Below are 25674 nucleotides of genomic sequence, written 5' to 3' on the forward strand. Positions count from 1 at the left end.
CGTCAGCCCTTGACCGCGCCGATCAGCACGCCCTTGACGAAGTGCCGTTGGACGAACGGGTAGACCGCGACGATCGGCGCGACGGTCAGCACCACCACCGCCATCTTGATCGCCTCGGTCGGTGGCATGGTCACCCCGGTGGTGCCGCCGGAGGTGTGCGGCGCCTGCCCGGCCAGCAGGTAGCTCTGCAACACCCGCTGGATCGGGTACATGTCGTTGCGGTCGATGAACAGCAACGCGTCGAACCACACGTTCCAGTAGCTGACCGCGTAGAAGAGGCCGACCACGGCGATCACCGCGCGGGACAGCGGCAGCACGATCCGCCCGAGGGTACGGAAGTCGCTCGCGCCGTCAATGCGGGCGCTGTCCAGCAGTTCCTGCGGGATGCCCTGGACGAACCCGCGCACCACGACCAGGTTGAACACGCTGATCGCCGGCGGCAGGACCAGCGCCCAGATGGTGTCCTTCAGGCCGAGCCCGGTGACCACCAGGTAGCGGGGCACCAGCGGCGGATAGACCAGGAACGGGATCAGGAAGTACGCGAGCAGCCAGCGGTGACCCAGCGAGCCCGGCCGGGACAGCCCGTACGCGGCCAGCACGGTGACGGTCAGCGCGATCACCGTGCCGAACACGGTGACCAGCGTACTGATCCACAGTGCCCGGGTGACCGCCCCGCCGGCCAGGATGGTCCGGTACGCCGAGATGTCGATGCCCTTCGGCACGACCACCAGGCCACCGGCGGCGGCGATCGTCTCGCGGGAGGAGAGGCTGGTCACCAGGATCACCCAGAGCGGAAAGAGCACCCCGGCCACCAGCAGGGTGAGCAGGACGGCCTTGAGCGCCTTGCCGACCGGGTGCGGTCGGTCCTCCCACACCGGGCGGCGGGGTCGCGTGCCGGTCGACCGGCGGCTGGTCGCGGTCATGACTTCGCGTAGATCCCTCGTTCGCCGAGCAGGTGCGCCACCCGGTTCGCGGCGAGGATCAGCACGAGGCCGACGACGGCCTTGAACAGCCCGGCCGCCGCGCCGTAGCCGTAGTTTCCGGTGGCGATGGAGAAGTGGTAGACGAAGGTGTCGAGCACCTCGGCCGCCTGCCGGCCGACCGCGTCGCGTTGCAGCAGGAACTGCTCGAAGCCGACCGAGAGCGCGTCGCCGAGACGCAGGATGAGCAGCAGCACGATCACCGGGCGCAGGCCGGGCAGCGTGATGTGCCACAGCCGTCGCCACCGCCCGGCGCCGTCCGCGGCAGCCGCCTCGTAGAGGTCCTGGTCGATGGTGGACAGCGCGGCCAGGAAGACGATGGTGCCCCAGCCCACGTCCTTCCACACCGCCTCGGCGGTGACCAGCACGATGAACGTGTCCGGATTCGTCATCACGTTCCACGGCTGCATGCCGGCGTCGCGCATGGTCTGCGCCAGCAGTCCCGCGCCGCCGAGCATGGCCACGAAGAAGGTGACCACCAGCACCCAGCTGAAGAAGTGCGGCAGGTAGACGATCGTCTGGACGAGGCCGCGCAGCCGGCTGGAGAGCAGGTTGTGCAGCATGACCGCCAGCACGATCGGCAGCGGGAAGAAGAACACCAACTGGAACGCGGTGATGGCGAGCGTGTTGCGGAACGCGTCCCAGAACGCCGGGTCGTCGAAGAGGAGCTGGAACTGGCCGAAGCCGATCCAGTTGCTGCGCGTGAACGCCTGCCACGGGTTGTCGCCCAGGTAGGGGTTGTAGTCCTGGAACGCGATGACGTTGCCGGCGATCGGCAGGTAGCTGAAGACCAGCAGAATGCCGAAACCGGGCGCCACCATGGCCAGCAGTTGCCAGTCGCGGCGCAGCCGGGTGCCCAGCGGCACGCGGCGACGGCGGGGCGCGCGGGTCGGGGCGTCGGGTCGGGCCCGCTCGGGCCCGACCACGACGGCCGGCTCGCTCACTTGGCCGCCTTCGGCAGCGAGTCGGCGAGCAGCTTGCGGGCTTCCTCCCCGCCGCCCGCCTTCCACTCGGCGACGATGGCGTCCACGTCGCTCATCGGGCGCCGGCCGCGCAGGAGGTCGGTGAACTTGTCCTCCGTCGGCACCTGGTTGGCCTTGTAGGCGGCCGGCATCTCCAGCTTCACCCCGTCCCAGGGGTCCTTCTCCAGGTACCTGACCATCTGGTTGGAGTAGTTCAGCACGTCCGGGACGTAGCGGGGGGTGTCCGGGAACGGCCCGATGGTGGGGTTGCGACCACTGATGAAGAAGTACTGGTTGGCGATCTCCTTGAACGCCAGGTCGGTCTTCACCGGACCGTTCGGCGACCTGGTGTGGTGCCGGCCCTCGACGCCGAAGTCGCGGAGCTGGGCCTCCTGGCTGCCCAGCGGCGCGGAGCACCAGTTGATGATCCGCAGCAGCTCACTCACCCGGTCCTTGCCGAGGCCCTTCCGGACGAAGGTGTAGGAGATCGGCTTGTCCGCCCGCCAGACCAGCGGGTCGCCGCCGGTGGCGGAGAAGACCGGCACCGCCTGGATGTTCAACGTGGGGTTGGTCTTCTGGTGCTCGGCCTGGGCGCCCTGCCACATGCCCATGCCGTCCTGCTTGAACACGATGGCGCCGTTCTTGGCGAACAGTTGCTTGGCGTCCGCGCCCCGGCTGGCCACGACGTCCGGGTGGACCAGGCCGTCGGAGTAGATCCTGGCCATCACCTCGAGAGCCTGGCGGAACTCCGGCGTCTCGTACTTGAACTCCGGCGTCCCGTCGGAGCGCAGCCGCCATCCCTGCTTGGAGGCGGGTACCCGGTGGAACATCTGGATCATGGCGAAGACGTCGTCGAACGCCCACACCTTGCGGGCCGGGTCGGTGACCTGCCTGGCGACGGTGAGCAGGTCGTCGAGGTTCGACGGCACGGCCAGGCCGCGCGCGTCGAGCAGGTCCTTGCGGGTGAACAGCACCCACGGGAACGGCGAGTCGGTGGGGTTGGGCACGGACACCAGCCGCTCGTTCCAGACCGCCTCGCGCCAGGCGCCGGTGGGAAAGCTGGCCAGCATCGGGTACGCGTCGACGGCGTCGCCCCTGAGGTGGTCGGTGAGGTCCTCGAAGAGCACCTTGATCGCCTCGGCGAAGCGCGGGATCTTCTCCACCTCCCAGCCCGGCACGCAGAGCAGCTCCGGCACGTCCCGCGCGCTGAGCATGGCGTTGAGCTTGTCGGCGTAGGTGACGCCGTCCTGGATGGTGAAGGTGACCGGCGTGCCCAGTTCGGCGTTGACGGCCTGGAGGTAGGCGCTCTGGGCGTTGCCGGGCGGCGCCGCGCCCCAGGCGGGCGTCATCGCGGTGACCTGCTTGCCGCTGGTGCCCGGCTTGCCGCTGACGGCGTCGACCAGGGTGGCCGGATAGCTGGTGTAGCCGTCGGCCACCGGCCGGGTCCCGACGATGTCGGGCTTGACGCCGCCGGTCAGGTCCTTGTGCGTCGGCAACACGCCGGAGACGGCGTCGAGCTGCTGGGCGCCGCCGGAGCCGGCCGGCTTCTCGGAACAGCCGGCGAGCAGCGGGCCGGCGGTGGTCGCGGCCACGCCGAGGCCCACCAGGCCGAGGAAGCGGCGACGGGAGGAGCCCGGGTCGGGGTGGGTCATCGGTCCCCCTTCGGAAAGGGTCCACGGGACATTAGTTCGTATGGATTGTCAACAAACTAATATCGACCGTGGTCCCGCACAAGGGCGGACCTTGACGGCGGGTCAGGCCAGGCAGCGATCGGAGAGCGCGTAGCGGGTGAGCACCACGTCGCCGATCTGGCGCACCTCGACGACCCGGGCGCGGCGGCCCGGGTGCCACGGGAACCGGCCGTCCCCGACGAAGCGGGGCGCCCGCCGGTCCCCCACGAAGAACGGCGCGACCACCAGGTGCAGCTCGTCGGCCAGCCCGGCGGTGAGGAACTGGCAGTGCACCGAGCCGCCGCCCTCGACCATCAGCCGGCTCACCCCACGCCCGGCCAGGTCGGCCACGACCGCCTCCGGGGTGACCGGCTCGCCGGCGTCGACCACCGTGGCCACCGCGCCGACCTGCTCCCGGGCCTTGTCCACCACGCCGCTCGGGCAGTAGACGAGCTTCGCCCCGTCGCCCGCGGTGAAGAACCGGGCCGCCGGGTCGAGGTCGCCGCTGCCGGTCACCGTGACCTTCACCGGCGACGGGGCGAGCCCTCGCGCCACCCGCTCGGCGCGCCGGCGCTCGCTGCGCACCAGCAGCCGCGGGTCGTCCCGGCGGACCGTCGCCGCGCCCACCATGATCGCGTCGCACCCGGCCCGGGTCGCGTCCACCCGGTCCAGGTCGTCGTCGTTGGAGAGCAGCAGCCGCTCGGTCGTCGCGTCGTCGATGTAGCCGTCGATCGACATGGCGCAGCTGAGCAGCACGTACGGGCGGCCGGTCACGGCACGAACGGCAGGTCGAGGGCGTGGTCGGCGCGGGTGACCTTGGCCGCCAGGTAGTCGGCGTTCGCCGGGGACAGGTGCACGCCGGTGGACACCCGGTCGGCCACCGTGATGCCGAGCCGCTCCAACTGGGCCGCCTTGTCCGGATTGTTGCTGAGCAGGGCCACCCGGTCCACCCCCAGCGCGGCGAGCATCTGCGCGGCCACGGTGTAGTCCCGCTCGTCGGCGCCCCGCCCGAGCGCCAGGTTCGCCTCGTACGTGTCGAGGCCATCGTCCTGCAGCGCGTACGCGTCGAGCTTGGCGTACAGGCCGATGCCCCGGCCCTCCTGCCGCAGGTAGAGCAGGTAGCCGCCGGCGTCGGCGATCCGCTCCACCGCCTCCCGCAACTGCGGGCCGCAGTCGCAGCGCTGGCTGCCGAACACGTCCCCGGTGAGGCACTCGCTGTGCGGACGGACCAACGGCGGGTCGGCGGCCTCGTGGTCGCCGAGCCCGAACGCCAGGTGCTCGCGGCCGTCCACCAGGCCGTGGAAGGTGTGCACCGTGGCGGTGGTCACGTATCCGTCGGGGAACCTGAGCGGGACCGTGACCCGGGTCCGGACCGTCGCGTTGGGCAGGGTTTCGTCCATGGTTCTCCTCCGTCCGGTCGCCGGGCGGACCCGACGACGCACACCTCGCACCCTCACCGTAGGCGGGATCACCGACAGTTGCCGGGCTCCCGGCGCGGCAGGCGGCGCACCAGCAGCACCGCGGCGCCGGGCAGGCTGGCCACCAGGACCAGCGCGCCGTAGACCGTGCCGGTGGCGACGCCCTGCGCGGCGGTCAGCCCGGCCGACGCGAACGCCCACGCGGCCACCCCCTCCCGCGGGCCGAACCCGCCCACGTTCAGCGGCACCGCCATGGCGAGCAGCGCGAGCAGCGTCAGGGGCAGCAGGCGGGACAGCGGGGCGTCCGCGCCGGCCGTGCGGGCGGCCACCACGAAGGTGGCCAGGTGGCCGGCGAACACCACGGTCGAGGCCACCACCACGCCGGCCCAGGTCCGGCGGCCCAGCAGCCCGCAGCGCACGTCGGCGAGCGCGGTCCGCGCCGCCCGCGCCCAGCGGGACGCACCGGAGCGGGGCACCGCGCGGGCGGCCAGCACCAGCGCCAGCGCGACCACGGCCAGGCCGGCGGCCAGCGCCGGCAGGTACGGGCGGACCGGGGACGGGAACGCGGCCAGCAGCCCCACCGCGATGACCACCTGGACCACCTGCCCGGCGGTGCGCTCCCAGACCACCGCCCGGACGCCCCGGGCCACGTCCCCGGCGTCGCGGCCGTGCCGCACCGCCCGGTGCACGTCGCCGAGCACCCCGCCGGGCAGGGTGGAGTTGAGGAAGACCGCCCGGTAGCAGTGCGCCACCGCGGCCCGCATCGGCAGCCGTACGCCCAGCCCGCCGGCGACCAGGGACCAGCGCCAGGCGCAGCAGACCGTGGTGACCACACCGATGCCGAGCGCGGCGGCGAGCGCCGGCGCGTCGATCAGCCGCAGCCCGGCCAGGAACGGACCGGTGCCCACGGAGGCGACCAGCACCGCCAGCACCGCCAGCCCGGCGAGCGGACGTCCCCAGGCCCGGCCCACCCGGGCGAGGCGGGCCCGGGCCCGGCGCGACCGGACGGGCGCGGGCATGACGGCCGGTACGGACCCGGCGACGGCGACGTGTGACAAGCGGTCCTCCCTCGTTCCCACCGGATGTCACGTGTCGGCGGGCCGTACGGTTCAGCCGGCGAGCAGGTCGGCGTGGTGCAGCACGACCTCCACGCGGCCGGCGGCGGCCTCGTCGAGCCGCCACTTCCTATACGTCGCGGCGGGCCCGGCCAGATGCGGTCGTTCCTCGACGGCCGCGTCGACCCAGCCGGCGAGCCACTCGGCGGCCAGCGCGGCCTGCTCCGGGCCGAGCCGCCACGGGGTGGACCGCACCGCCACCTCGACGCCGTGGCGGGCGAACGCGGCCACCGTCGCGTCCACCGCGTCCGGGCCGAGCAGCACCCGCCTGTCGACGGTGCGCCGCTGGTGGGCGTTGAACGCGGCGGTCAGCTCGGCGTCCAGCGGATGCGGCGGGCTGAACTCCGCCCGGCCGAGCACGGTGAGCGCGAACAGCGTGGGATGCCCGGCGCAGGCCGCCGCCATCCGGTCGATCTCCTCGGCGGTGAGCATGTCCAGCAGCGCCGACGCGGTGACCAGGTGGGCGTCGGCCAGGTCGGCGGCGGTCAACCGGGTGATGTCCGAGCCCCGCGTGGTCACGGTGACCGGGCCGCCGTCGGCGGCGGTGAGCCGCCCGACGCCGGCCAGTGCCAGCAGGTCGGCGTCGCGTTCGTGCAGCACCCAGTGCTGCGGGCCGGGCAGCCGGGGGGCCAGCCAGCGGGCCATCGAGCCGGTGCCGCTGCCCAGGTCGTGCACGACCAGCGGCCGGTCGGCCGGGAGCCGGTCCCGGACCGCGTCGGCCAGCTCGGTCGAGCGGGCGGCGGCGTCGGCGGGCTCGCGCAGCCGCAGCCAGTCCGCGAAGTCGGGCGGGAGTGAGGTGGTCATGCCGCGGTCGCCTCCTTGAGCGCGGTCGCCAGCCGGTCCACGGTGACCGGCCAGCCGGTGAGGGTGTGCCGCCGCTGCCGGGCGGCGCGGCGCAGCCGGTCCCGCAGGGCGGGGTCGGTGAGCCAGCGGCGCAGCGCGTCGGCGGTCGCGCCCGGCTCCTCCGGTGGCACCAGCAGGCCCGGCCGCTCGCCGTCGGGGGCGTGCCCGAGCGTGGCCGGCAGGCCGCCGGTGTCGCCGGCCAGCACCGGTACACCCCGGGCCAGGGCCTCGGTGACCACCATGCCGTACGTCTCCCGCCGCGAGGGCAGGACCAGCAGATCGGCGGCTGCGTACGCGGTGGCCAGGTCGTCGCCGGTGCGGGGGCCGGTCAGTCGCACCCGGTCGGCGAGGCCGGTGTCGACCAGCCGCCGACGCATCCGGTCGACGAACCGCGGGTCCCGGTCCAGCGGCCCCACCCAGTCGCAGGTCCAGGCCAGGTCCGCGACCCGGGCCAGCGCCGCGGCGAGCACGTCGTGGCCCTTGATCGGGGTGACCGCCGCGACGCAGAGCAGCCGACCGCCGCCGGGCGTGCCGGTGGCGAGCGGCGCCGGGTCGACCCCGGGCTCGGCGACCACCACCCGGCTGCCGGCGAGTCCGTGGTGGTCGAGCAGCCGCCGCCGGGTCCAGTCGCTGGTGGCGACCACCGCGGTCGCCGCCGCCAGCGCCCGGCCCTCGGCCTCGTCCTCGATCGGCAGGTGCACCAGCACCACCAGGCGCAGCCGGCCGGCGTGCGGGGTGAGCACGTCCGGCACGGTCGAGGCGACCAGGCCGTCGAGCAGCACGACCGCGTGGTCGGGCAGCCCGCCGAGCAGCCCGGCCAGCTCGGCCCGCTCGCGCTGCGCCGGCTGCGGCCAGCCGCCCGGCACCGGGTGTTCGCGCACGGCCCAGCCGAGCGCGGCCAGTCCCCGGCAGACGTGCCGGTCGTACGCGTTGCCGCCGCTGGGGTTCGCCGGGTCGTCGATGTCGCCCGGCAGCACCACGTGGACGGCGGTCATCCGGTCACAGCGACCGCTCGTAGCTCGCCCAGGCGACGTGCGACTCGTGCAGGGTGACGGCGATCCCGGCCAGCCCCCGCGCCCCTTCCCCCAGCCGTCCGGCGTGCACCGCGTCGGCGAGCCGGTCGGCCACGGTGCGGGCCAACACCTCGGTGGTGGTGTTCACCCCGGCGAAGGCCGGCTCGTCGTCGAGGTTGCGGTAGGTCAGCTCGCCGAGCACGGCCTTGAGCTGCTCGGTGGCCAGCCCGATGTCGACCACGATCCCGTCGGCGTCCAGGTCGGCGCGGCGGAACGTGGCGTCGACGACGAACGTCGCGCCGTGCAGCCGCTGGGCCGGGCCGAAGACCTCGCCGCGGAAGCTGTGGGCGACCATCATGTGGTCCCGGACGGTCACGCTGAACACGTTCACTCCTCGCCGTAGGTGATGAGATGGCACAGCGCCGGCAGCTCGCCCGAGGCGAGCCGGTCCAGCACGTCGGGCAGGTCGGTGAAGCGGGACCGGCCGGTGAGCAGCGCGTCGAACGCGGGGTCGGCCAGCAGGTCCAGGGCGAGGGCGAGGCGGTCGGCGTAGCTGCGGTCGGCGCGCCGGGGCGACACGGTGCCGACCTGGCTGCTGCGGATGCCGAGCCGCCGGGAGTGGAACGCGCCGCCGAGCGAGAGGGTGACGGGCCGGTCGCCGTACCAGCTCAGCTCCAGCACGGTGCCCTCCGGGCGGAGCAGCTCCAGGCCGCGTTGCAACCCGTCGGCGGTGGCGCTGGCGTGCACCACCAGATCGCGCTCGCCGGCCGCGTCGGCGGGCAGGGCGAAGTCGACGCCGAGCGCCGCGGCCACCGCGGCCCGCGCCGGGTCGGCGTCGACCAGCTCCACCCGGACGCCGGGGAAGCGGGCCAGCAGGGCGGCCACGCCGCACCCGACCATGCCACCGCCGATCACGGTGACCCGGTCGCCGACCAGCGGCGCGGCGTCCCAGAGCGCGTTCACCGCGGTCTCCACGGTGCCGGCCAGCACCGCGCGCGCCGCCGGCACCCCGTCCGGCACGACCACCACGGCGTCGGCCGGGACCACGTACGCGCTCTGGTGCGGGTGCAGGCAGAACACGGTCCGACCGCGTAGCTCCGCCGGGCCTTCCTCGACCGTGCCCACGCTGAGGTAGCCGTACTTGACCGGCGCGGGGAAGTCGCCGGACTGGAACGGGGCACGCATGGCGGCGTACTGGTCGACCGGGACCCGACCGGTGAAGACGAGCGTCTCGGTGCCCCGACTGACGCCGGAGAACCGGGTCCGGACCAGCACCTCGTCGGGGCCGGGCGGGGCGAGCCGGACCGGCCGGATCTCGCCCTGGCCGGGAGCGCGGAGCCAGAAGGCGTGGGCGTCGACCGTCACGAACTCTCCTCTTCCCCGCATTCCGACCGAGTTGTCGATCATAAACACGGAAGCGGGGCGTCCACGGTTCGAACCGCCCGGCCCCGCGACGCTCAGGCGGCGCGCCGCCGGTCGCGGGTCGGCCGGCCGGCGGACTCGTCGTATCCGGCGCGACGGCCGGCGTCCCCGGCCAGCCGCATGGCCTTGTGCGCCGCGGTGAACGGCGGGCAGGGCGCCGGGCGGCCGGCGCAGAGCAGGCTGGTGCAGCGGCCGGCCTGGTCGGGCCGGTGCGCGGCGGCCACGTCGTACGCGGCGCGCCACAGCAGCGGATCGGTGACGCCCTCGGGCAGGGCGGCGTCCTGACTGGACCTGGTCCGGATCGTGTCGGGCACCGGTGTCCCCCTTCCGTCGTGGCTCACCGTCCCAGTGACCGGAGGAGCCGACGTCAAACCTCCCACCTGCGCACATCCTGCGACCAGCGGGATATCTCACGCCCGGTAGGTGCGCGTCTCGGCGGCCTTCACCGCCGCCCAGACCGGTTGGCCGGGGCGCAGCCCGAGTTGCGCCGCCGCGGCGGGTGTGACGTCGGCGGCCACCTCGACCGGCCCGGCGAGCTGCACCCGCAGGTTGTCGCCGTGCCGCTGCACCCCGGTCACCGTGGCCGGCCAGACGTTGCGCGGGCTGCCCTCGGGACGCGTCGGGTGCAGCGCGACGGCGGCCGGCGGGAACGCGACGAACGCCTCCCCGTGCACGCTGTCGGCGGTGGTCAGGGCGAGGCCGCCGACGGTGACGCTGCGCCCGTCGGCCCGGCCGCGGTGCAGGTTGAGCCCGACCAGCCGGGCCACGTAGTCGGTGCGCGGCCGGGCCGTGACGGTCGCCGCGTCGCCCTCCTGCACCACCCGGCCGTGCTCGACGATGACCAGCCGGTCGGCCAGCACCAGGGCGTCCAGCGGATCGTGGGTGACCAGCAGCGTCGCGCCGGGATGGGCGGCGAGGTGGCGTTGCAGTTCGGCGCGGGTGTCCAGCCGGGTCCGGGCGTCGAGCGCGGCGAGCGGCTCGTCGAGCAGCAGCAGGGTCGGCTCGACGGCGAGCGCGCGGGCCAGCGCCACCCGCTGGGCCTGCCCGCCGGAGAGCTGCCGGGGCCGCCGTCGGGCCTGCTCGCCGAGGCCGACCCGGTCCAGCCAGCCCTGCGCCCGGGCCCGGGCGGCACGCCGGTCGGCACCCCGGCGGCGGGGTCCGAAGGCCACGTTGTCCAGCGCGCTCAGGTGCGGGAAGAGCAGGTAGTCCTGGAACACCACGCCGACCGGCCGCCGCTCCGGCGGCGTCCACACCCGCCGGTCGGGCCGGTCCAGGTCGACGCCGTCGAGGGTGAGGTGCCCGGCGGCGAGGGGGTGCAGCCCGGCCAGCACCCGCAGCGCCGTGGTCTTGCCGGCGCCGTTCGGGCCGAGCAGCGCCACCACCTCCCCGGCGGCGATGCGCAGCCGCACGTCCAGTCCGAACGTGTCCCGCTCGGCGACCAGGTGCGCGTCCAGCAGGGCACTGGCGCTCATGAGGCACCGACCCAGCGGTCGCGCAGGCCGGCGAGGATGGCCACGGAGACGACGAGCAGGATGAGGCTGAGCACGATGGCCGCCTGCGGGTCCGTCTCCAGGGCCAGGTAGACGGCGAGCGGCATGGTCTGGGTCCGGCCGGGATAGTTGCCGGCGAACGTGATGGTGGCGCCGAACTCGCCCAGCGCGCGGGCCCAGCAGAGCACCGCGCCGGCCGCCACGCCGGGGGCGACCAGCGGCAGGGTGACCCGGGTGAAGGTGGTCCAGCGGCCGGCGCCGAGCGTGGCCGCTGCCTCCTCGTAGCGGGGGTCGGCGGCGCGCAGCGCCCCCTCGACCGCGATGACCAGGAACGGCATGGCGACGAACGCCTCGGCCAGCACCACCCCGGCGGTGGTGAACGGCAGCGTCACGCCGAACGTGTCGTCCAGCCACGACCCGAGCAGCCCGCGCCGGCCGAAGACCAGCAGCAGCGCCACGCCGCCGACCACCGGCGGCAGCACCAGCGGCACCGTGACCAGCGCGCGGACCAGCCGCCGCCCGGGGAACTCCACCCGGGCCAGGAGCCAGGCCAGGGGTACGCCGAGCGCGACGCAGAGCAGGGTGGCGGCGGTGGCGGTCTCCAGGGACAGCCGCAGCGCGGTGAGCACGCCCGGTTCGCCGAGCCGCCGGGGCAGCGTGGTCCAGGGCGCTCGGACCAGCAGGCCGACCAACGGCAGGACGAGGAAGACCAGCCCCAGCCCGGCGGGGACGAGCAGGGCGGCCGGGACCCGTTGCCGGCGTACCGCGCGGTTCACGACCCGGACGCGGCCTGGAAACCGGCGGCGGTGAGCACGGCCAGACCCGCGTCGGAGCGGACGAAGTCGACGAAGGCGCGGGCGCCCTCGGGGTTGCCGGCGCCGCGCAGCACCACGATCGGGTAGTCGTTGACCGCCCGGGCGGACTCGGGGAACTCGACCGCGTCCAGGTCGGCGGCGGCGGCGCGGACGTCGGTGCGGTAGACCAGCGCGGCGTCGACCTCACCGAGGCGCAGCTTGGCCAGCGCGCCCTTGACGTCCTGTTCCAGGGTGACCGGGGTGAGCCGGACGCCGGCGGCGTCCAACGCGGTCCGGGCCGCCGCGCCGCACGGCACCTGCTCGGCGCAGAGCGCCACCTTGACGCCGGGCCGGGCGAGGTCGGCCAGGCCGGCGACCCGGCCCGGGTTGCCCTTCGGGACGGCGACGACGAGCTGGTTGCGGACCAGGGTGACCGGCGTGCCGGCCGCGTCGCCGGCGTCGGTGACCGTCCTCATCGTCGCCGGGGACGCCGCCACGAACACGTCGGCCGGCGCGCCCTGGGTGATCTGGGTGGCCAGCGCCGAACTGCCGGCGAAGTTGAACGTGACGGTGCTGCCCGGGTGGGCGGCCTCGAAGTCCGTGCCGAGCCGGGTGAAGGACTCGGTGAGCGAGGCGGCGGCGAACACGGTCACCGGGCCGCCGCCGTCCCGCCCGGCCGCCGGTTCGTCCGTCCCGCCGCCGCAGCCGGCGAGCACGAGCGCCGCCACGAGCGCGCCGGCCAGGGTGGCGCGGAGCCGCCGTACGGTCACGGGTTGGTCCTTCCCTTGGGCGCGGGGGCGCGTTCCACCACCACGGTGGTCGACTTGATCACGGCGACGGCCACGGACCCGACCTGGAGGTCGAGGTCGTCGACGGCCTCGCGGCTCATCAGCGACACCACCCGGAACGGCCCGGCCTGGATGTCGACCTGGGCCATCACGGTGTCCTTGACGACGGCGGTGACGATGCCGCGCAGCCGGTTGCGGGCCGAGGTGAGCTCGGGGTGGCCGGGGGCGCGGACGAACGCGGCCAGGTCGGCGCCGTCGAGCACTCGGTGGCCGTGCTCGTCGCGGGCGGCCGGCAACCGGCCGGCGTCGATCCAGCGCCGGACCGTGTCCGCGCTGACCCCGAGCAGTTCGGCGGCCTCGCCGATCCGGAACACCGTCACGCCGGCCACCCTATAGGCATGCAGATACGGTCGGGAAGGGGCTCACGGCCTCGCACGCGCAAGGCGCTACGCCATCTGGACGCCGCACCTGCGTGCCACCGGGGGTGCGGCTCAGGACCGGTCGTAGACGGTCACCGGGATGTCGCGGGCGCACAGCGTGCGCAGCACCAGCGGCTCGATCCGCTGCCACGAGCCGCCGGCCAGCCCGCATCCGATGCGGGGCATGTGCACCGACGCGCCCAGTTCCTCGGCGTGGTCGGCCAGCGCCGTGAGGCAGCGTTCCACCGCGTCGTAGCGGACCGGCGGCCCGCCGCTGCCGCGTCGCATGCCGCGCTGGCCGACCATGTTGGCCACCCACAGGTCCGGCGCGACCCGCACCAGCCGGGTGGCGCCGAGGCCGAAGTCGTTGCCGGCCCGGTGCCGGTGCCAGTCGCGGTAGTCACGCTCGGGCTCCGGCCAGCGCCGGGAGATCGCCAGGACGAAACCCTTCCCCCAGCCGCCCAGGTCGTTGCAGACGTGGGCGATCACCTTGGGGCCCTTCGCCTGCGGGCTGGTCGCGTCTCCCTGGATGATCCGCAGCGTGCGCACGGTCGTCATCCTGCCCCGGGGGCGCGACGGTCAGCGCTGCGGCCGGGCGCCCACGCTCGGCCGGCTCACCGGCGGGCGGCCCTGCCAGGGCCAGCGGCCGTCCAGCTCGACCTCCAGCGAGAAGCTGAGGAACGTCCGGACCAGCACGATCAGCGCGAGCACGCCGACGCTGGTGAAGGTGGGTGACACCGCGACCGTGCGGATGATGTCGCCGCCGACCAGGAACTCCAGGCCGAGCAGGATCGCCCGGCCGACGCCCTGCCGGTAGGCCCGGTAGTTCGCCACCACCTGCCGGGTGCGCCCGCAGCGCACCGCGAAGACCACCGTGGCGACCGCCACGCCGACCGCGATGACCAGCACCCCGGCCAGGTCCAGCAGCGCGCCGACGTGCTGGATGAGTTCCTTGGTCGGCACCCGACACCCCCGTACGGAATCGGGTCCAGCCTGACGCACGGACCGCGACCGACAGGGGGATTCGGCGCTCCCGCCACCCGGTGGCGGGAGCGCGCGTGAGGTGGCTCAGTCCTGGGCCTGCCAGCGGTAGAAGACCGTGGCCACCGAGTCCTGCGGGCCGTGCCACACCTCCGGCCGGTACGGCTCGATGTACGGGCCGAGGTCCTGCATCACCTTGCCGAACGACGGGGCGTCGCCGTGCTGGTCCCGGGTCGCCTCGGCGGCCGAGGACTCCTGCTCCAGCAGGTGCACGTAGACGTCGTCGATCGAGTAGAGCCAGCGCCCGGTCACGCCCAGGTCGGTCGGGAGCGACCCGGCGTCGGACTCGCCGAAGACCCGGGCCACATCCGGCTCGGCGCCGGGCTTGATCCGCCCGACGATCACGGTGAGCGTGGTGTCCGCCGGCGGCTCACCCTCGGGCGCCCAGTGGTAGAACTCCTTGGCCACCGAGTCCGACGGGTTCTTCCAGTAGCGCGGGTACGGGGTCACGTACGGACCGATCGCCTCGGCGATCTTCTGGAACGCGGGCAGCCCGCGGGTCTGCCCGGAGATCCGCGGGTCCTGCTCCCGCTCGATCACGTGGATGTAGAGGTCGTGGTGCGACAGCAGGTACCGGCCGATGACGCCGAGGTCCTGCGGCCGGGTGACCTGGTCGTAGTGGCCGAAGACGTCGCCGACGATCTGCTCGCTGCCGGGGACCATGTGGCAGACGATCACGTTCCGGAAGACCATGACTGCTCCTCGAAGACGGGTGGGACGGGCTAGACGGTGAAGGTGACCGGTAGTTCCAGCAGGCCGCGGAACGGCGAGGCGGCCGGCAGCCGGCGCACCTCGGCGAGCGGGACGCCGAGCCGCAGCCCGGGCAGCCGGCGCAGCAGCGCGGACAGGGCGAGTTCCGCCTCCATCCGGGCCAGCGAGACGCCCAGGCAGTAGTGCACGCCGTGGCCGAAGCCGAGGTGGGGTCCCCGGACCCGGCGCACGTCGAGCCGGTCGGGGTCGGCGAAGTGGCCGGGGTCGTGGTTCGCGGCGTTGATCGCCACCCCGACGATCGACCCGCGCGGGATGCGTACCCCCTGGTAGTCGATGTCCTCGGTGGCGATGCGCGGGCTGGCCACCGGCAGCGGGCCGTCGAACCGGAGCAGTTCCTCGATCGCCGCCGGCAGCAGGCGGGGCGTGGCGCGCAGCAGTTCGAGCTGCTCGGGGTGGGTGAGCAGGGCCAGCACGGCGTTGCCGAGGAAGTCGGCGGTGGTCTGGTGCCCGGCGAAGAGCAGCAGGAACGTGGTGGTGACCAGTTCGGCCTCGGACAGCGTCCCGTCCTGGTCGACGGCCCGCACGAGCGCGCCGATGATGTCGTCGGCCGGGTCGTCGCGCTTGGCCCGGACCAGGTCGGCCAGGTAGTGGTGCAGCCGCAGCTGCGCCTCCTGGACCGCCGCGCGTTCCTCCGCCGGGGGCCGGCTGGTCGAGCCGGAGGTGCGGATGACCTGGGTCCAGTCGAGCACCCGCCCGTGGTCGGCGGGCGGCACGCCGAGCAGCTCGCAGATGACCGTCATCGGCAGCGGGATCGCGAAGTCGTGCATCAGGTCCGACTCGCCCTGCGGGATGATCTTGTCGATGAGCTGGTCGACGATCACCGCCACCCGGGGACGCAACGCCTCGATCCGCCGGGGCGCGAACGCCTGCGACACGACCCGGCGCAGCCGGGTGTGCTCGGGCGGGTCGGAGTTGAGCATGTTGCGGTTCAACCCCTCCGAGTTCGGGCCGAAGATCCGCAGGTAGTGCTGCTCCGGCCCGTACAGGTCCTTGGACAGTCGCGGGTCGGTCAGCGCGGCGCGCGCGTCGTCGAAGCCGGTGATCAGCCACGAGTCGAACCGCGGCGAGCCGACCGGGCAGACCGGCCGTTCGGTCCGCAGCCGGGCGAACGTGGGGTACGGGTCGGCCGCGAACGCCTCGGTGTACAACTCGGCGGCCGGCACCTTGTCGTCGTCGGTCATCGCCCCTCCCCCGGCTCGCCGGCCACGCTGTGCAGCACCTGGTAGGTGTGGCGCTGCGCGGACTCGCGCAGCTCGCGGATGATGGTCAGCAGCCGGTCCCGGTGCGCGCTGCGGCCGAACGCGTCCAGCCGCTCCCGGTCCGCCCAGTCGCTGATGACCAGATAGCTGCGCGGGTCGTCGGCGTCGCGGACCAGGTCCTGGTGCAGGCAGCCGTCCAGGGACCGGATCTCCTGGGCGACGGTGAGCCACGCCGCCTCGAACTGTGCCTCGCACCCCTGGCGGGTCCGCATCGCCAGCACCGTGCGCACCCGGCTCACCGCGCGCTCCCGAAGATCAGGTGCAGGTGCTTGCGCAGCGCGTCCGGGTCGACCGGCGCGCCCCGGAACCCGACGTGCCCGTCCGGGCGGATCAGGTAGAGCCCGGTGCCGGTCAGCCCGTACCCGGCCCGGAACCGGCGGTCGGCGTCGCGCACCACCGGCGGGTCGGCCAGGCGCGGTTCGTCGGCCTCCGGGTCGAGCAGCAGGTACGCGTCGAGTTCGCCACCGGCGAGGCGGCGCGCGTCGGCGCACAGGTCGGTGAACCCGGCCAGCCGCGCCGGATCGGCCGTGGCGTCCGCGTAGAGCAGCAGCGTGTGCCGGGTGCCCCGGGTCAGGTCCCGCAACCGCAGCGGGTGGCCGACCCCGCGCCGGCGCAACCCGTCCACGTCCGGCGCGATGTCGCCGGGGCGGGGCGCGTCGCCGAGCGCGGCCGGGTCGGCGACGGTCTCCCCGACCAGCGGGCTGCCGGCGTAGCTGAGCAGCATGGACATCTCCTGGAGGAACTGCCGTTCCAGGTCGGCGCGGTCCACCTCCTCGGTGCCGGCCATCCGTACCGCCCGGCCGACGATCTCCTCGCCCTCCGGGCGGCGCTCCGTCTCGTAGCTGTCCAGCAGGCCGGGCGCGGCGAGCCCACGTACCGCCAGGGCCAGCTTCCAGGCCAGGTTCCAGGTGTCCTGGATGCCGGTGTTCATGCCCTGGCCGCCGGCGGGCGGGTGCAGGTGGGCCGCGTCCCCGGCGACGAAGACCCGTCCGTCGCGGTAGCGGTCGACGATGCCGTGGCTGATCCGGAACACCGACGACCAGCGCAGGTTGCTCGCCCGGGTGCCGGGCGGCGCGAGGCGGTCCAGCGCGGCCTGCACGTCGGAGATGGTCGGCTCGTCGAGTTCCTCGCTGAACCCGGGCGGGGCGTCCCGCCCGCCGGTCTGGGCGAAGAACCGGGGCGGGGCGAGCGTGGCGATGCGGTAGCGGTGCGCGCCGCGCAGCGGTACGCAGACCAGCATCCCGTCCATCTGCCCGTCGGTCATGTGCAGGAACCGCAGCAGGTGCCCGTCCGGCATGTCCCAGTTCACGTCGACGTCCACCAGCATGAACAGCTGCGGGAACCGGCCCAGACCGCCGGTGAAGGTGAGCCCGAGCCGCTCCCGTACCCGGCTGTGCGCGCCGTCGGCGCCGACCAGGTACGCCGCGCGTACCGTCTCGGTGCCGCCGTCGGCGGTGCGGACGGTGGCGGTCACGCCGTCGGCGTCCTGGGTGAAGTCGACCAGTTCGGCGCCGCGCTGCGGGCGCACCCCGAGCGCGGCCAGCCGGGCGGTGAGGATCCGCTCGGTCTCGTACTGCGGCAGGCCGAGGTGGTCGTACGGCAGGCCGGGCAGCTCCCAGCTCATCCGGTGGGTCTGCTCGCCGTTGACGAAGACCATGTTGCCGGTGAGCCAGATGCCGGCGTCCATGGCCTCCCGGACGACGCCCTGCTCCTCCCAGATCTCCATGGTGCGGCAGTGCACACCGATCGCCTTGTCCGCGTGGCCGGGCGGTGTCACCTGCTTGTCGATGACCCGGCAGTCGATGCCGCGCCGGGCCAGCTCGACGGCGGCGGTGAGCCCGGTGGGCCCCGCCCCGACGACCAGTACGTCCGTTGTCTGCTGCACGTCGGCCTCCCTGCCCGTGGTCGAGTGGCGGCCGGCCCCGTCGGGTACGACGTGGAACAGGCGGCGCCGGATGTCGAGAAGGAACGGTGCGATCGGCCCGGCCTGCACCGAGGCGTGGGCCGGGTCGCCGATCCAGGCGAGGAACGGCGCGGCGCCGTCCCACTCCGCGAAGATGTGGTGCGTGTCGGAGCCGGGCTCGCGGAGCAGCTGCTCACGCCGGTAGCCGGGGATCGCCGCCATCCGCCGCACCACCTCGGGGTAGCCCCGGTGGAACTCGGCGAGCCGCGCGCGTGGCACGGTCAGCTCGACGTCCACGTAGACCGGGCCGTCGCCGTCGCCGTCCTCCCGCATCGGCGGGTAGTCGGGCGGGTCGGCCGGCTCGGTCAGCGGCCGGAGCAGGTCGCCCAGGCGTTCCGCCACCGGCCCGTCCCGGTACGCGCGCAGCGCCGCCTCGTCGGTCCACTCGGTGACCACGACGAAGCCGTACGGGTCCAGGGCGTCGCGCAGCAGCTCGTGCCGGAGGTTGCCGGTGAGCGCGCCGACCTGTCCGGCGACGGTCTCCCAGGCCGGTCCGACCGCGGGCTCGCACCCCGCACGCGCGCGCAGCCGGAGCATCGTCCTGATCATGCCGCCCCCTCGAACCGTCCCGTCCTCGTGCCGCGACCCTGCCGGAGGTCGCGTCACCCGTTCGTCACCGCCGCATGCCGCGACGTCCCCCTCCGGTGACGCCGCCGGGACGCGGGACCGCTCCGCGCTTGTCGCAAAGGGTGGCGACAAGGCGTTGTCCTGGGCGGGCGTGCTCTGGCGGGGCGGCGCCGACGCGGCCGTGGCCGCGCTGCGCTGACCGAGGGCGGCGCGGCGGTCAGGGCAGCAGGCGGGCCAGCTCGGTGCGGGAGCGCACGCCGAGCCGGTGGAAGACGTTGCGCAGGTGGTGGTCGACGGTCCGGGTGGACAGCGACATCCGGGTGGCGATCTCCCGGTTGGTCGCCCCCTGCGCGACGAGCCGGGCGATGTGCAGTTGCTGGCCGGTCAGCAACTGCTCCGGCCCGGGCCGGCCGGGTCCGACCGACTCCCCCGCCGCGCGCAGCTCCTCGCCCGCCCGGTCGGCCCAGGCGGTCGCGCCGAGCAGCATGAACGCCTCCCGGGCGCGGTGCAGGTGCGCCCGGGCGTCCCGGGGCCGGCGCCGGCGGCGCAGCTCGCGGCCGAACAGCAGCTCGGTGCGGGCGCGCTCGAACCGGTCGGTGTCGGCCGGGTGCAGCCGCAGCGCCGCACGGAACTCCTGTTCGGCCTCCGGGCCGCCGCGCGGCGCGAGCAGCGCCCGGCAGCGCGCGGCGAGCGCCCGGCGCGACGGGCTGGCCGTACTGCTGGCCCAGTGGTCGAAGACGGCGAGCGCGGCCGCCGGCCGCCCGCCCTCGTGGGCGGCGGCCTCCACCAGGTAGGGCGTCGCCATCACCTGCACCAGCACCTGCCCCCGACCGGTGCGCGCGCGGGCCAGCGCGGCCAGCCGGGCGACGGCGTCGGCGTACCGGCCGTCGATGAGGTCCAGCACGCCGAGCGCCCACCGGGCGTACGCGTCCGGCCGGCTCCCGGGGGCGGCCCCGTCGCCGATCTCGGCGATCCGCGCCAGCGCGCCGACCCGGTCGGCACGCACCGCCGCCAGCACCGCGAGGATGCCGAGGTGCACCTGGGCGCAGACGTGCTGACCGGCGGCGCGGGCCGCGCGCACGCCCTGCCGGGCGGTCTCCGCGGCGGCCTCGTGGCGGCCCAGCCAATACTCCGCGACGGCCCGCAGCTCCAGCGCCCGGGGCAGCAGGGACACCTCGCCGGACGAGCGGGCCACCTCCACCGCCCGGTCGGCGAGCCGGTGCGCGGGGCCGTCCACGCCCACCAGCAGGGCGGCCGCGGCGGCGCAGGCCAGAGCGGCGGGGGTGGCCGCGGGTCCGGCCAGCCGGCCGCCGAGGACGACGACCCGGCGCAGCGCCGGGCCGCCGCGGGCGTGGTCACCGCGCAGGGTCGCCCCGACGCCCACCGCGAAGGTGGCCAGCAGGTCGACCTCGGGCGGGTCACCGGGGCGCCGCAACGCCTCGGCCCGCCGCGCCACCTCGGCATAGCGGTAGTGGTCGCCGGTGACGCAGATGGCCTCGCCGGCGCGCACCAGCGCGAGCAGCGCGGAGCGGCGGTCGGTCGGCGCGACCGCGTCGGCGGCGGCCAGCAGCGTCGCCACCGCGGCGGCCGGGGCGTCGCACCGCAGCTGCATGTCGCCCCGGACCAGGTCGGCCGGGCCGCGCACCGTCGGTCCGGGGGCGAGCCGGCGCAGCAGCTCCCGGGCCTGGTCCGGGTCGCCGGCGGTCCAGGCGCAGCGCGCCGCCGCGACCGTCAGCTCGGCCACCCGGGCGGGGTCGGCGGTCAGCTCGGCCGCGCGGCGCAGCGCGACCGCCGCGGCGGCCCGGTCCGGTGCCCGGTCGACCGCCACCGCGAGCTCGGCGGCCAGCACGTCGGCCGGGCAGTCGGCGCCGGTGGCGTGGCGCAACGCCCGGCCCAGCGGGCCTGCGGCGAGCGTGCCGGCCAGCAGCAGGTGTGCCGCGCGCAGGTCGGCCAGCGGCGCGACCGCGGTGATCATCGGCCGGGCGAGCGGATCCGGGAACGTCACCCCGTGCGGCCCGGTACGCAGCAGGCCGGCCGCCTCGGCGGGGGCGAGCGCCTCGACGGTCAGGCCGCCGGCCCAGGCGGCGCGCACCAGGATGCCCGGGTCGTCGTGCGCGTCGAGCGCGGCGAGCAGCACCATCCGCCGGGTCGGCGCCGGCAACCGGTCGAGGCGGACGCGGTAGGCGGCGGCGAGCGCGCCGTCCACCGGCGGCGTGTCGGGCAACGGCTCCTCGCCCCGCCACTGAGCCGGGGTGAGCGTGTCGGCCAGGTCCGCGAGGGCCTGCGGACTGCCGCTGCTCAGCGCGGCCAACGCGCGGGCCACGGTTGCCGGTGGAGGGTCCCGGCGTCCGGCGAGCATGGCCTGGCACTCCCGGACGTGCAGCGGCCGCAGCCGGTACGCCGGGACGCCGTCGACGGCCGTCGGGGACGTCGTGGTCAGCAGCAGCGCCACCGGCAGCCGGCGCAGCCGCCGCGCCACCACCGCCAGCGTGCACGCGCTCTGCCGGTCCCCGGTGTCGAGGTCGTCCACGGTGCACAGCAGCGGCCGGCGCTCGGCTGCGGCGGCGAGCAGGGAGCGCACCGCCGCGGCCAGGGCCAGGCGCTGGTCGGCCGGGCATCCGCCGCCGCCGAGCACGCGCCGGAGCAGCCGTCGCTGCCGCACCGGCAGGGCCGCGTCCGCGTCCAGCACGGGATCGAGCAGACGGTGCAGCCCGGCGTAGGGCAGGGCGGCCTCGTCGGCCAGGCCGGCGCCGGTGAGCAACGTCCGTTCCCCCGCCACCCGCCGGGCGTACGTCAGCAGGGTGGTGCGCCCGGAGCCGGGCGGGCCGTGGAACAGCAGCGCGCCGCCGGAGTCCCGGTCGAGGAGCCGACGGATCGCGTCGCACTCGTCGTCCCGGCCCCACAGGTTTATATGCACTGTCGATGCAGAAACCATGCATCCAGTGTCACCTATGGGTAACCCGTCGGAAAAGAGGCGGACACGCTGACGGGACGGTCGACGCGGCGACCGTCCCGTCAACGTGTGGGCTCAGGCGCTGGGGCAGGTGTTGCGATACTCCTCGATCGCGGACCCGCTCGGCCCCGGGCAGAGGAACTGCTCGTAGCGGGTGTCGTCGTCGACGAACCGCTTCAGCCAGGCCACCGCCTGCTTCGCCAGCGGCGTGTTCACGGTCTGCGGGAAGAAGTGGTTGGCGCCGTTCAACTCCAGGTACGCCTTCTCCGAGGACGACGGGATGCTGGTGTAGAACGGGATCGAGTGGGTCGCCACCGGCGCGATGCTGTCGGTCTCGCCGCCGATGATCAAGGTCGGCACCCGCACCTCGGACCAGGTCTTGTCCAGGTTCCACGGTGCGAGCGGGACGGCGGCCTGCAACGACGGCCGCGACGCGGCGGCCTCCAGGCTGCCGCCACCGCCCATCGAGTGCCCGGCCACGGCGAGCCGGGAGGAGTCGATCCGGCCGCGCACCGAGCTGCGCTGGGTCAGGTAGTCCAGCGCGGCCAGGAGCTGCCGGCCCCGGCTGTCCGGCTGGTCCAGCAGCGTGTTCGTCTCGATGCCGATCACCACGAAGCCGTGCGAGGCGATCCGCGGCCCGAGCCAGCTCAGGCTGGACCAGGTGGCGGTGTAGCCGGGCGAGATGGCCACCGCGCCGAAGGTGCCCTCGGCGGTGCTGGTCGGGTAGTAGATCACGCCGCCGCCGAAGCCGGTGACGCTCCACGAGGAGACGCTGATCGACGAGGTGGCGAACGGCCCGCGGCTGGCCTCCAGGATGGCGTTGGTGGGCGCCGGGCCGCGCTCGTAGGGGCTCGCGGCACTCGCCGCGGTCGGGACGGCCAGGGCGCCGCCGGTGGCGAGCAGGGCCGCCACGGCGAGTCGGGCCAGGGCACGGACGGGGGTACGGGAACGGGTGGTGGGCACGTCGGTCACTCCTTGCGCCGGAATTACATCGACATGCGTCAGCATCGACTCCCGGCCCGGCGCGCGCATCGGCGAAATCACCGGTCTCCGTGGCCGCCCGACCGGGAGTTCCCTCCGGGAGCGGGGTCAGGACCCGGGGCGTGGCCGCATCGCCGGCGACCAGGTCACGTCGTAGCGCCGGTCGGCCACCGACTCGGCGAACGCCGTCGCCGCGACCGGCGAGGCGGCGATGCGCCAGTCCTGCTCCTTGTCCAGCTCGAACCAGATCAGCCCGATCAGGTTTCGGTAGCGGGGCAGCGAGCGGAAGGTCTCCCGGATCCACTGGGCCTTGCGCGTCGCCGTGTCGGCGGCGCCGGTCTCGGTGACGACCAGCGGCTTGTCCGTGACGGCACGGATCTCATTGATGGTGGGCCCGAAGATCTGGTCGAAGGTCCAGTACGTCTTGGTGAAGGCGCCCGTGCCGTAGTAGCCGGTGACACCGACCCAGTCGACGTAGTCGTCACCGGGGTAGAGCCCGCCCAGCCCGGCGGTCGTCTTGTCCCAGCGGGCGTTCGGGCTCCACACCCAGGCCACGTTGGTCGCCCCGGCCGCGGTGAAGATGTCGTGCACGTGCCGCCACGCGCGCACGTAGTCACCGGGTCGGTTGCCGTTGGCGCGTTCGCACCACGGGTACCAGTCGCCGTTCATCTCGTGCGCGAAGCGGATGGCGATCGGGTAGCCGAGCGACCGCACCCCCTCGGCCCAGGACCGCAGGTAACCGTCGAAGTCCCCGCTGACGATGCGGGCCAACCGGTAGTCCGGCTGGGTGGCCCGCAGGCGGTCGACCTGGCGGACCGGCAGTCCGGTGCGGCGGGCGGCCTCGTCGACGGTGTGGTCCCAGGGCTCCCAGCCCAACATCGGCATCATGCCCCGGTCGGCGATCCGGTCGAACAGGCTCCGGTCGAAGGTCGCCGACGCCCAGCCGGCGCCGAAGAGCATCACCTGCGGTGCCCGCCGCGCCGCCGCGGCGAACCGGTCGACGGCGGTGAAGTCGTACGGGCCCTTGTCGGTCATCACCCCGAAGAACGCCCGCCCGGCCGGGGGGAACGTGCCCGCGACCGGGCCCGGCCCGGCCACCGCCGGGGCGTCGGCCATCGCCACCGCCTCCGGCGTGGTCACGGCGCGTCCCTGGGTCGGGACGTCCTCGGTCGGGGCGCGCCACGCGCCGGGCGCCACCACGAAGGCGTACGCCAGCAGCAGCACACCGGCCAGTGCCAGGCCCACCCGGGGCAACGTCAGCCTCAGCACGGGGCACCACCACCGACCGCCGCCGGGACGGGCCGTTCCGCCGCACCGGGCGGTCGCGGGGCGGGTTCCGGCTCGTCGCGGCGGGCCCGCGCGTTCTCCACCCAGGCGATCACCGGCGGCGCGAGCCCGGTGAGCAGCGTCAGCACCGGCCACACCCGCAGCAGGGGGTAGTCGTGGCCCAGTGCGAAGCTGGCCCCGAGCAGTCCGGCGGCGGCCGCCGCCCAGCACAGGTGGAGGCGGAAGGTGCGCAGCGACTCCACGGTGCGCAGCGCTCCCTTGGCGGTCACCACGAAGCCGAGCCGACGGCGCAGCAGCGCGCCCACCGCGGCGGCCACGTAGACCGGCCCGGCGAACAGGGCGAGCGCCATCCCCACCATGCCCACCTCCTCCCGCTCGTGCGGAGCGATGTTGAAGCGGCGCAGCCAGAGCCAGAGCAGGAACCAGCTACCGAGCGTCGAGCCCCACAGCGCCGCCCAGACCTGCGGGTCGAGCCGGCCCGCGTCGACGCCGGTGAGCAGGTACAGCGCGGTGGCGGCGTTGCCCAGCAGCAGACTGACCGCGACGCTCGGGTAGTAGAACTGGAGCAGGCGGTACTGCCAACGACGGCGGGCCGGCAGCTCGCGCGGCGCGCGCAGGTCGCGGCGGAACAGGATCTCGCAGATGCCGGCCGCCCAGCGCTTCTGCTGGTTGAAGTAGTCGGCCCAGGAGGTGGGCCCCTCCCCCAGCGCCACCACGTCCGGGGTGTAGACGCCCTTCCACCGCCGTCCGGTCGCCGGGTTGACCGCGGCGTGGATCCGGATGCTGGTGAGGTGGTCCTCGATGATCGAGTCCTGGTAACCGCCGATGGTCCGCCACGCGGCCGGGCGGTAGAGGTGGCCGGTGCCGGTGAGCAGCGGCGCGTCCAGGCCGTTGCCGCCCCGGGCGATCAGGCCGTTGTAGAGGTACTGCTGCACGGAGGCGCCGTGGGCGACGAAGTTCTGGTGCATGTTGCCGTAGACCTGGGGGGTCACCACGAACGCGACGTCCGGGTCGCGGAAGTAGCCGAGCGTGCGTTCCAGGAAGTTCGGCAGCGGCACGTGGTCCGGGTCGACGTTGGCCACCACGTCGTAGCGGTGCTCGTGCTCGGCCCGCCAGGCGTTGTGGTTGCCGGACTTGGTCCGGGCCCGGAACTCGCCGCGCGGCTGGTTGTACTCCGGCCGCCCCTTGCGGCTGAAGTGGCGGACGCCCAGTCGCGCCGCCATCGCCCGCACCTCGGGGTCGTCGCCCTCGTCGAGGATCCAGACGTCGACGCGTCCGCAGTAGACGATCTCGCGGAGCCGGCGCAGGGTCCGCTCCGCGACGTCGATCGGCTCCTTGCTGGGCACGATCGTGGTGAGCAGCGCGACCCGCAGGCCCACCGGGGGGTCGACCGGCACGGGGTCCTTGGCGTGGAAGGCGAACACCCACACCACCACGTTCTGCGCGAGGCGGATCAGCTCGACGCCGACGACCACGCAGAAGGCGAGCCGCGCGGCGATCGTCTGCCAGCCGCCGAGCCCGACCACACCCGGGCCGGGCACGTGCTGCGGCAACAGCAGCCAGCCGACGAAGATCAGGCCGGTGGCGCTGTTGAGCAGCACGAGCAGGGTCAGCACCGACCGGGCGGCGACCGAGGCGGCGGGACGCAGTTCGACCGGGGCGTCCGGACGGCGGGGCGGGCGCAGCGGCCCGGCGGTGGCGCCGCACCGGGCGTACGCCAGCCGGGCCCGGACGTTCAACTGTCCACGGTCCGGGCCGGGCCGGCGCGGCCGCCCGGGCGGGGCGACCGGTGCCGGGCGGTCAACCGGAGTTCCCGGTTCCGCGCCCCGGGACGGGCGTGTATCGGCGGCGACGGCCACGTTTCCCCCATGATCTGCATCGGGCTCGCCAGGAACCCCGACAGATGCTAAGCCGGCAATCAACAACAAATGGTGCGAA

At 74.7% G+C, this 25674-nt stretch carries 25 protein-coding genes; all 25 read right to left on the bottom strand.

The features are described from left to right. Nucleotides 1-2: 2 nt before the first annotated feature. Complete coding sequence (locus O7600_RS06020; RefSeq protein ID WP_281592688.1) at nt 3-923, bottom strand: carbohydrate ABC transporter permease; 921 nt, start codon at nt 921-923, stop codon at nt 3-5. Beyond that, a complete protein-coding gene (locus O7600_RS06025) occupies nt 920-1924 on the bottom strand; it encodes an ABC transporter permease subunit (RefSeq protein WP_281592689.1) in 1005 nt (334 codons plus the stop codon). The genes O7600_RS06020 and O7600_RS06025 overlap by 4 nt, the downstream gene beginning before the upstream one ends. Beyond that, nucleotides 1921-3594 (bottom strand): extracellular solute-binding protein, encoded by a 1674-nt coding sequence (locus tag O7600_RS06030; protein ID WP_281592690.1) that lies wholly within the window; start codon nt 3592-3594, stop codon nt 1921-1923. Before O7600_RS06030 ends, O7600_RS06025 begins: the two co-directional genes overlap by 4 nt. Nucleotides 3595-3696: 102 nt before the next feature. Next, nucleotides 3697-4386, bottom strand: coding sequence for a RibD family protein (locus tag O7600_RS06035; RefSeq protein ID WP_281592691.1), 690 nt, complete (start codon nt 4384-4386; stop codon nt 3697-3699). Further along, the gene (ribA, locus tag O7600_RS06040) at nt 4383-5012 is read right to left on the bottom strand and encodes a GTP cyclohydrolase II (RefSeq protein ID WP_281592692.1); all 630 of its coding nucleotides are present in this window, start codon (nt 5010-5012) and stop codon (nt 4383-4385) included. The genes O7600_RS06035 and ribA overlap by 4 nt, the downstream gene beginning before the upstream one ends. Nucleotides 5013-5080: 68 nt before the next feature. Next, nucleotides 5081-6049, bottom strand: a complete 969-nt coding sequence (locus O7600_RS06045) for a lysylphosphatidylglycerol synthase transmembrane domain-containing protein (protein WP_281594077.1) — start codon at nt 6047-6049, stop codon at nt 5081-5083. 90 nt (nt 6050-6139) lie between these two features. Further along, complete coding sequence (locus tag O7600_RS06050) at nt 6140-6949, bottom strand: class I SAM-dependent methyltransferase (protein ID WP_281592693.1); 810 nt, start codon at nt 6947-6949, stop codon at nt 6140-6142. Beyond that, nucleotides 6946-7983, bottom strand: a complete 1038-nt coding sequence (locus tag O7600_RS06055) for a glycosyltransferase family 4 protein (RefSeq protein ID WP_281592694.1) — start codon at nt 7981-7983, stop codon at nt 6946-6948. The genes O7600_RS06050 and O7600_RS06055 overlap by 4 nt, the downstream gene beginning before the upstream one ends. 4 nt (nt 7984-7987) lie before the next feature. Further along, entirely contained in the window at nt 7988-8386 is a 399-nt protein-coding gene (locus O7600_RS06060) for a 6-carboxytetrahydropterin synthase (protein ID WP_281592695.1), read from the bottom strand. Nucleotides 8387-8388: 2 nt separating this feature from the next. Next, the gene (locus O7600_RS06065) at nt 8389-9366 is read right to left on the bottom strand and encodes a dehydrogenase (RefSeq protein WP_281592696.1); all 978 of its coding nucleotides are present in this window, start codon (nt 9364-9366) and stop codon (nt 8389-8391) included. Nucleotides 9367-9458: 92 nt separating this feature from the next. Further along, a complete protein-coding gene (locus O7600_RS06070) occupies nt 9459-9737 on the bottom strand; it encodes a hypothetical protein (RefSeq protein WP_281592697.1) in 279 nt (92 codons plus the stop codon). 96 nt (nt 9738-9833) lie between these two features. Beyond that, nucleotides 9834-10895, bottom strand: coding sequence for an ABC transporter ATP-binding protein (locus O7600_RS06075; protein WP_281592698.1), 1062 nt, complete (start codon nt 10893-10895; stop codon nt 9834-9836). Beyond that, complete coding sequence (locus tag O7600_RS06080; protein WP_099160624.1) at nt 10892-11689, bottom strand: ABC transporter permease; 798 nt, start codon at nt 11687-11689, stop codon at nt 10892-10894. The genes O7600_RS06075 and O7600_RS06080 overlap by 4 nt, the downstream gene beginning before the upstream one ends. Continuing rightward, a complete protein-coding gene (modA, locus tag O7600_RS06085; protein WP_281592699.1) occupies nt 11686-12477 on the bottom strand; it encodes a molybdate ABC transporter substrate-binding protein in 792 nt (263 codons plus the stop codon). Before modA ends, O7600_RS06080 begins: the two co-directional genes overlap by 4 nt. Continuing rightward, on the bottom strand, nt 12474-12875 hold the full coding sequence (locus tag O7600_RS06090; protein WP_281592700.1) for a helix-turn-helix domain-containing protein: 402 nt from the start codon (nt 12873-12875) through the stop codon (nt 12474-12476). Before O7600_RS06090 ends, modA begins: the two co-directional genes overlap by 4 nt. A 111-nt stretch (nt 12876-12986) precedes the next feature. Next, nucleotides 12987-13463, bottom strand: coding sequence for a macro domain-containing protein (locus O7600_RS06095; RefSeq protein WP_281592701.1), 477 nt, complete (start codon nt 13461-13463; stop codon nt 12987-12989). Nucleotides 13464-13493: 30 nt separating this feature from the next. Then, nucleotides 13494-13877 carry a DUF1622 domain-containing protein gene (locus tag O7600_RS06100; RefSeq protein WP_091574028.1) on the bottom strand — a complete coding sequence of 128 codons (384 nt, stop codon included), beginning with the start codon at nt 13875-13877 and terminating at the stop codon, nt 13494-13496. Nucleotides 13878-13982: 105 nt separating this feature from the next. Further along, on the bottom strand, nt 13983-14648 hold the full coding sequence (locus O7600_RS06105) for a TcmI family type II polyketide cyclase (RefSeq protein ID WP_099160621.1): 666 nt from the start codon (nt 14646-14648) through the stop codon (nt 13983-13985). 29 nt (nt 14649-14677) lie between these two features. Beyond that, the gene (locus O7600_RS06110; RefSeq protein ID WP_281592702.1) at nt 14678-15907 is read right to left on the bottom strand and encodes a cytochrome P450; all 1230 of its coding nucleotides are present in this window, start codon (nt 15905-15907) and stop codon (nt 14678-14680) included. Then, nucleotides 15904-16224, bottom strand: coding sequence for an antibiotic biosynthesis monooxygenase family protein (locus O7600_RS06115; protein ID WP_281592703.1), 321 nt, complete (start codon nt 16222-16224; stop codon nt 15904-15906). The genes O7600_RS06110 and O7600_RS06115 overlap by 4 nt, the downstream gene beginning before the upstream one ends. Continuing rightward, nucleotides 16221-18497 carry an FAD-dependent oxidoreductase gene (locus tag O7600_RS06120; RefSeq protein ID WP_281592704.1) on the bottom strand — a complete coding sequence of 759 codons (2277 nt, stop codon included), beginning with the start codon at nt 18495-18497 and terminating at the stop codon, nt 16221-16223. Before O7600_RS06120 ends, O7600_RS06115 begins: the two co-directional genes overlap by 4 nt. A 235-nt stretch (nt 18498-18732) precedes the next feature. After that, complete coding sequence (locus tag O7600_RS06125; protein ID WP_281592705.1) at nt 18733-21450, bottom strand: LuxR family transcriptional regulator; 2718 nt, start codon at nt 21448-21450, stop codon at nt 18733-18735. A 93-nt stretch (nt 21451-21543) separates the two neighbouring features. Further along, the gene (locus O7600_RS06130) at nt 21544-22431 is read right to left on the bottom strand and encodes an alpha/beta hydrolase (protein WP_281592706.1); all 888 of its coding nucleotides are present in this window, start codon (nt 22429-22431) and stop codon (nt 21544-21546) included. 126 nt (nt 22432-22557) lie between these two features. Continuing rightward, on the bottom strand, nt 22558-23718 hold the full coding sequence (locus tag O7600_RS06135; RefSeq protein WP_281592707.1) for a glycosyl hydrolase: 1161 nt from the start codon (nt 23716-23718) through the stop codon (nt 22558-22560). Further along, nucleotides 23712-25475: a glycosyltransferase family 2 protein gene (locus O7600_RS06140; RefSeq protein WP_281592708.1), complete on the bottom strand. Its 1764-nt coding sequence runs from the start codon at nt 25473-25475 to the stop codon at nt 23712-23714. Before O7600_RS06140 ends, O7600_RS06135 begins: the two co-directional genes overlap by 7 nt. Between the last annotated feature and the right edge of the window lie 199 nt (nt 25476-25674).

It is taken from the genome of Micromonospora sp. WMMA1998, from assembly GCF_027497375.1.
Classification (GTDB): domain Bacteria; phylum Actinomycetota; class Actinomycetes; order Mycobacteriales; family Micromonosporaceae; genus Micromonospora; species Micromonospora sediminicola.

Bases quoted from the DNA above. Each gene is read 5' to 3' on its own strand.
- O7600_RS06020 (WP_281592688.1), bottom strand. From the start codon at position 923: ATGACCGCGACCAGCCGCCGGTCGACCGGCACGCGACCCCGCCGCCCG.
- O7600_RS06030 (WP_281592690.1), bottom strand. From the start codon at position 3,594: ATGACCCACCCCGACCCGGGCTCCTCCCGTCGCCGCTTCCTCGGCCTG.
- ribA (WP_281592692.1), bottom strand. From the start codon at position 5,012: ATGGACGAAACCCTGCCCAACGCGACGGTCCGGACCCGGGTCACGGTC.
- O7600_RS06045 (WP_281594077.1), bottom strand. From the start codon at position 6,049: ATGCCCGCGCCCGTCCGGTCGCGCCGGGCCCGGGCCCGCCTCGCCCGG.
- O7600_RS06050 (WP_281592693.1), bottom strand. From the start codon at position 6,949: ATGACCACCTCACTCCCGCCCGACTTCGCGGACTGGCTGCGGCTGCGC.
- O7600_RS06055 (WP_281592694.1), bottom strand. From the start codon at position 7,983: ATGACCGCCGTCCACGTGGTGCTGCCGGGCGACATCGACGACCCGGCG.
- O7600_RS06075 (WP_281592698.1), bottom strand. From the start codon at position 10,895: ATGAGCGCCAGTGCCCTGCTGGACGCGCACCTGGTCGCCGAGCGGGAC.
- O7600_RS06105 (WP_099160621.1), bottom strand. From the start codon at position 14,648: ATGGTCTTCCGGAACGTGATCGTCTGCCACATGGTCCCCGGCAGCGAG.
- O7600_RS06110 (WP_281592702.1), bottom strand. From the start codon at position 15,907: ATGACCGACGACGACAAGGTGCCGGCCGCCGAGTTGTACACCGAGGCG.
- O7600_RS06120 (WP_281592704.1), bottom strand. From the start codon at position 18,497: ATGATCAGGACGATGCTCCGGCTGCGCGCGCGTGCGGGGTGCGAGCCC.
- O7600_RS06125 (WP_281592705.1), bottom strand. From the start codon at position 21,450: ATGGTTTCTGCATCGACAGTGCATATAAACCTGTGGGGCCGGGACGAC.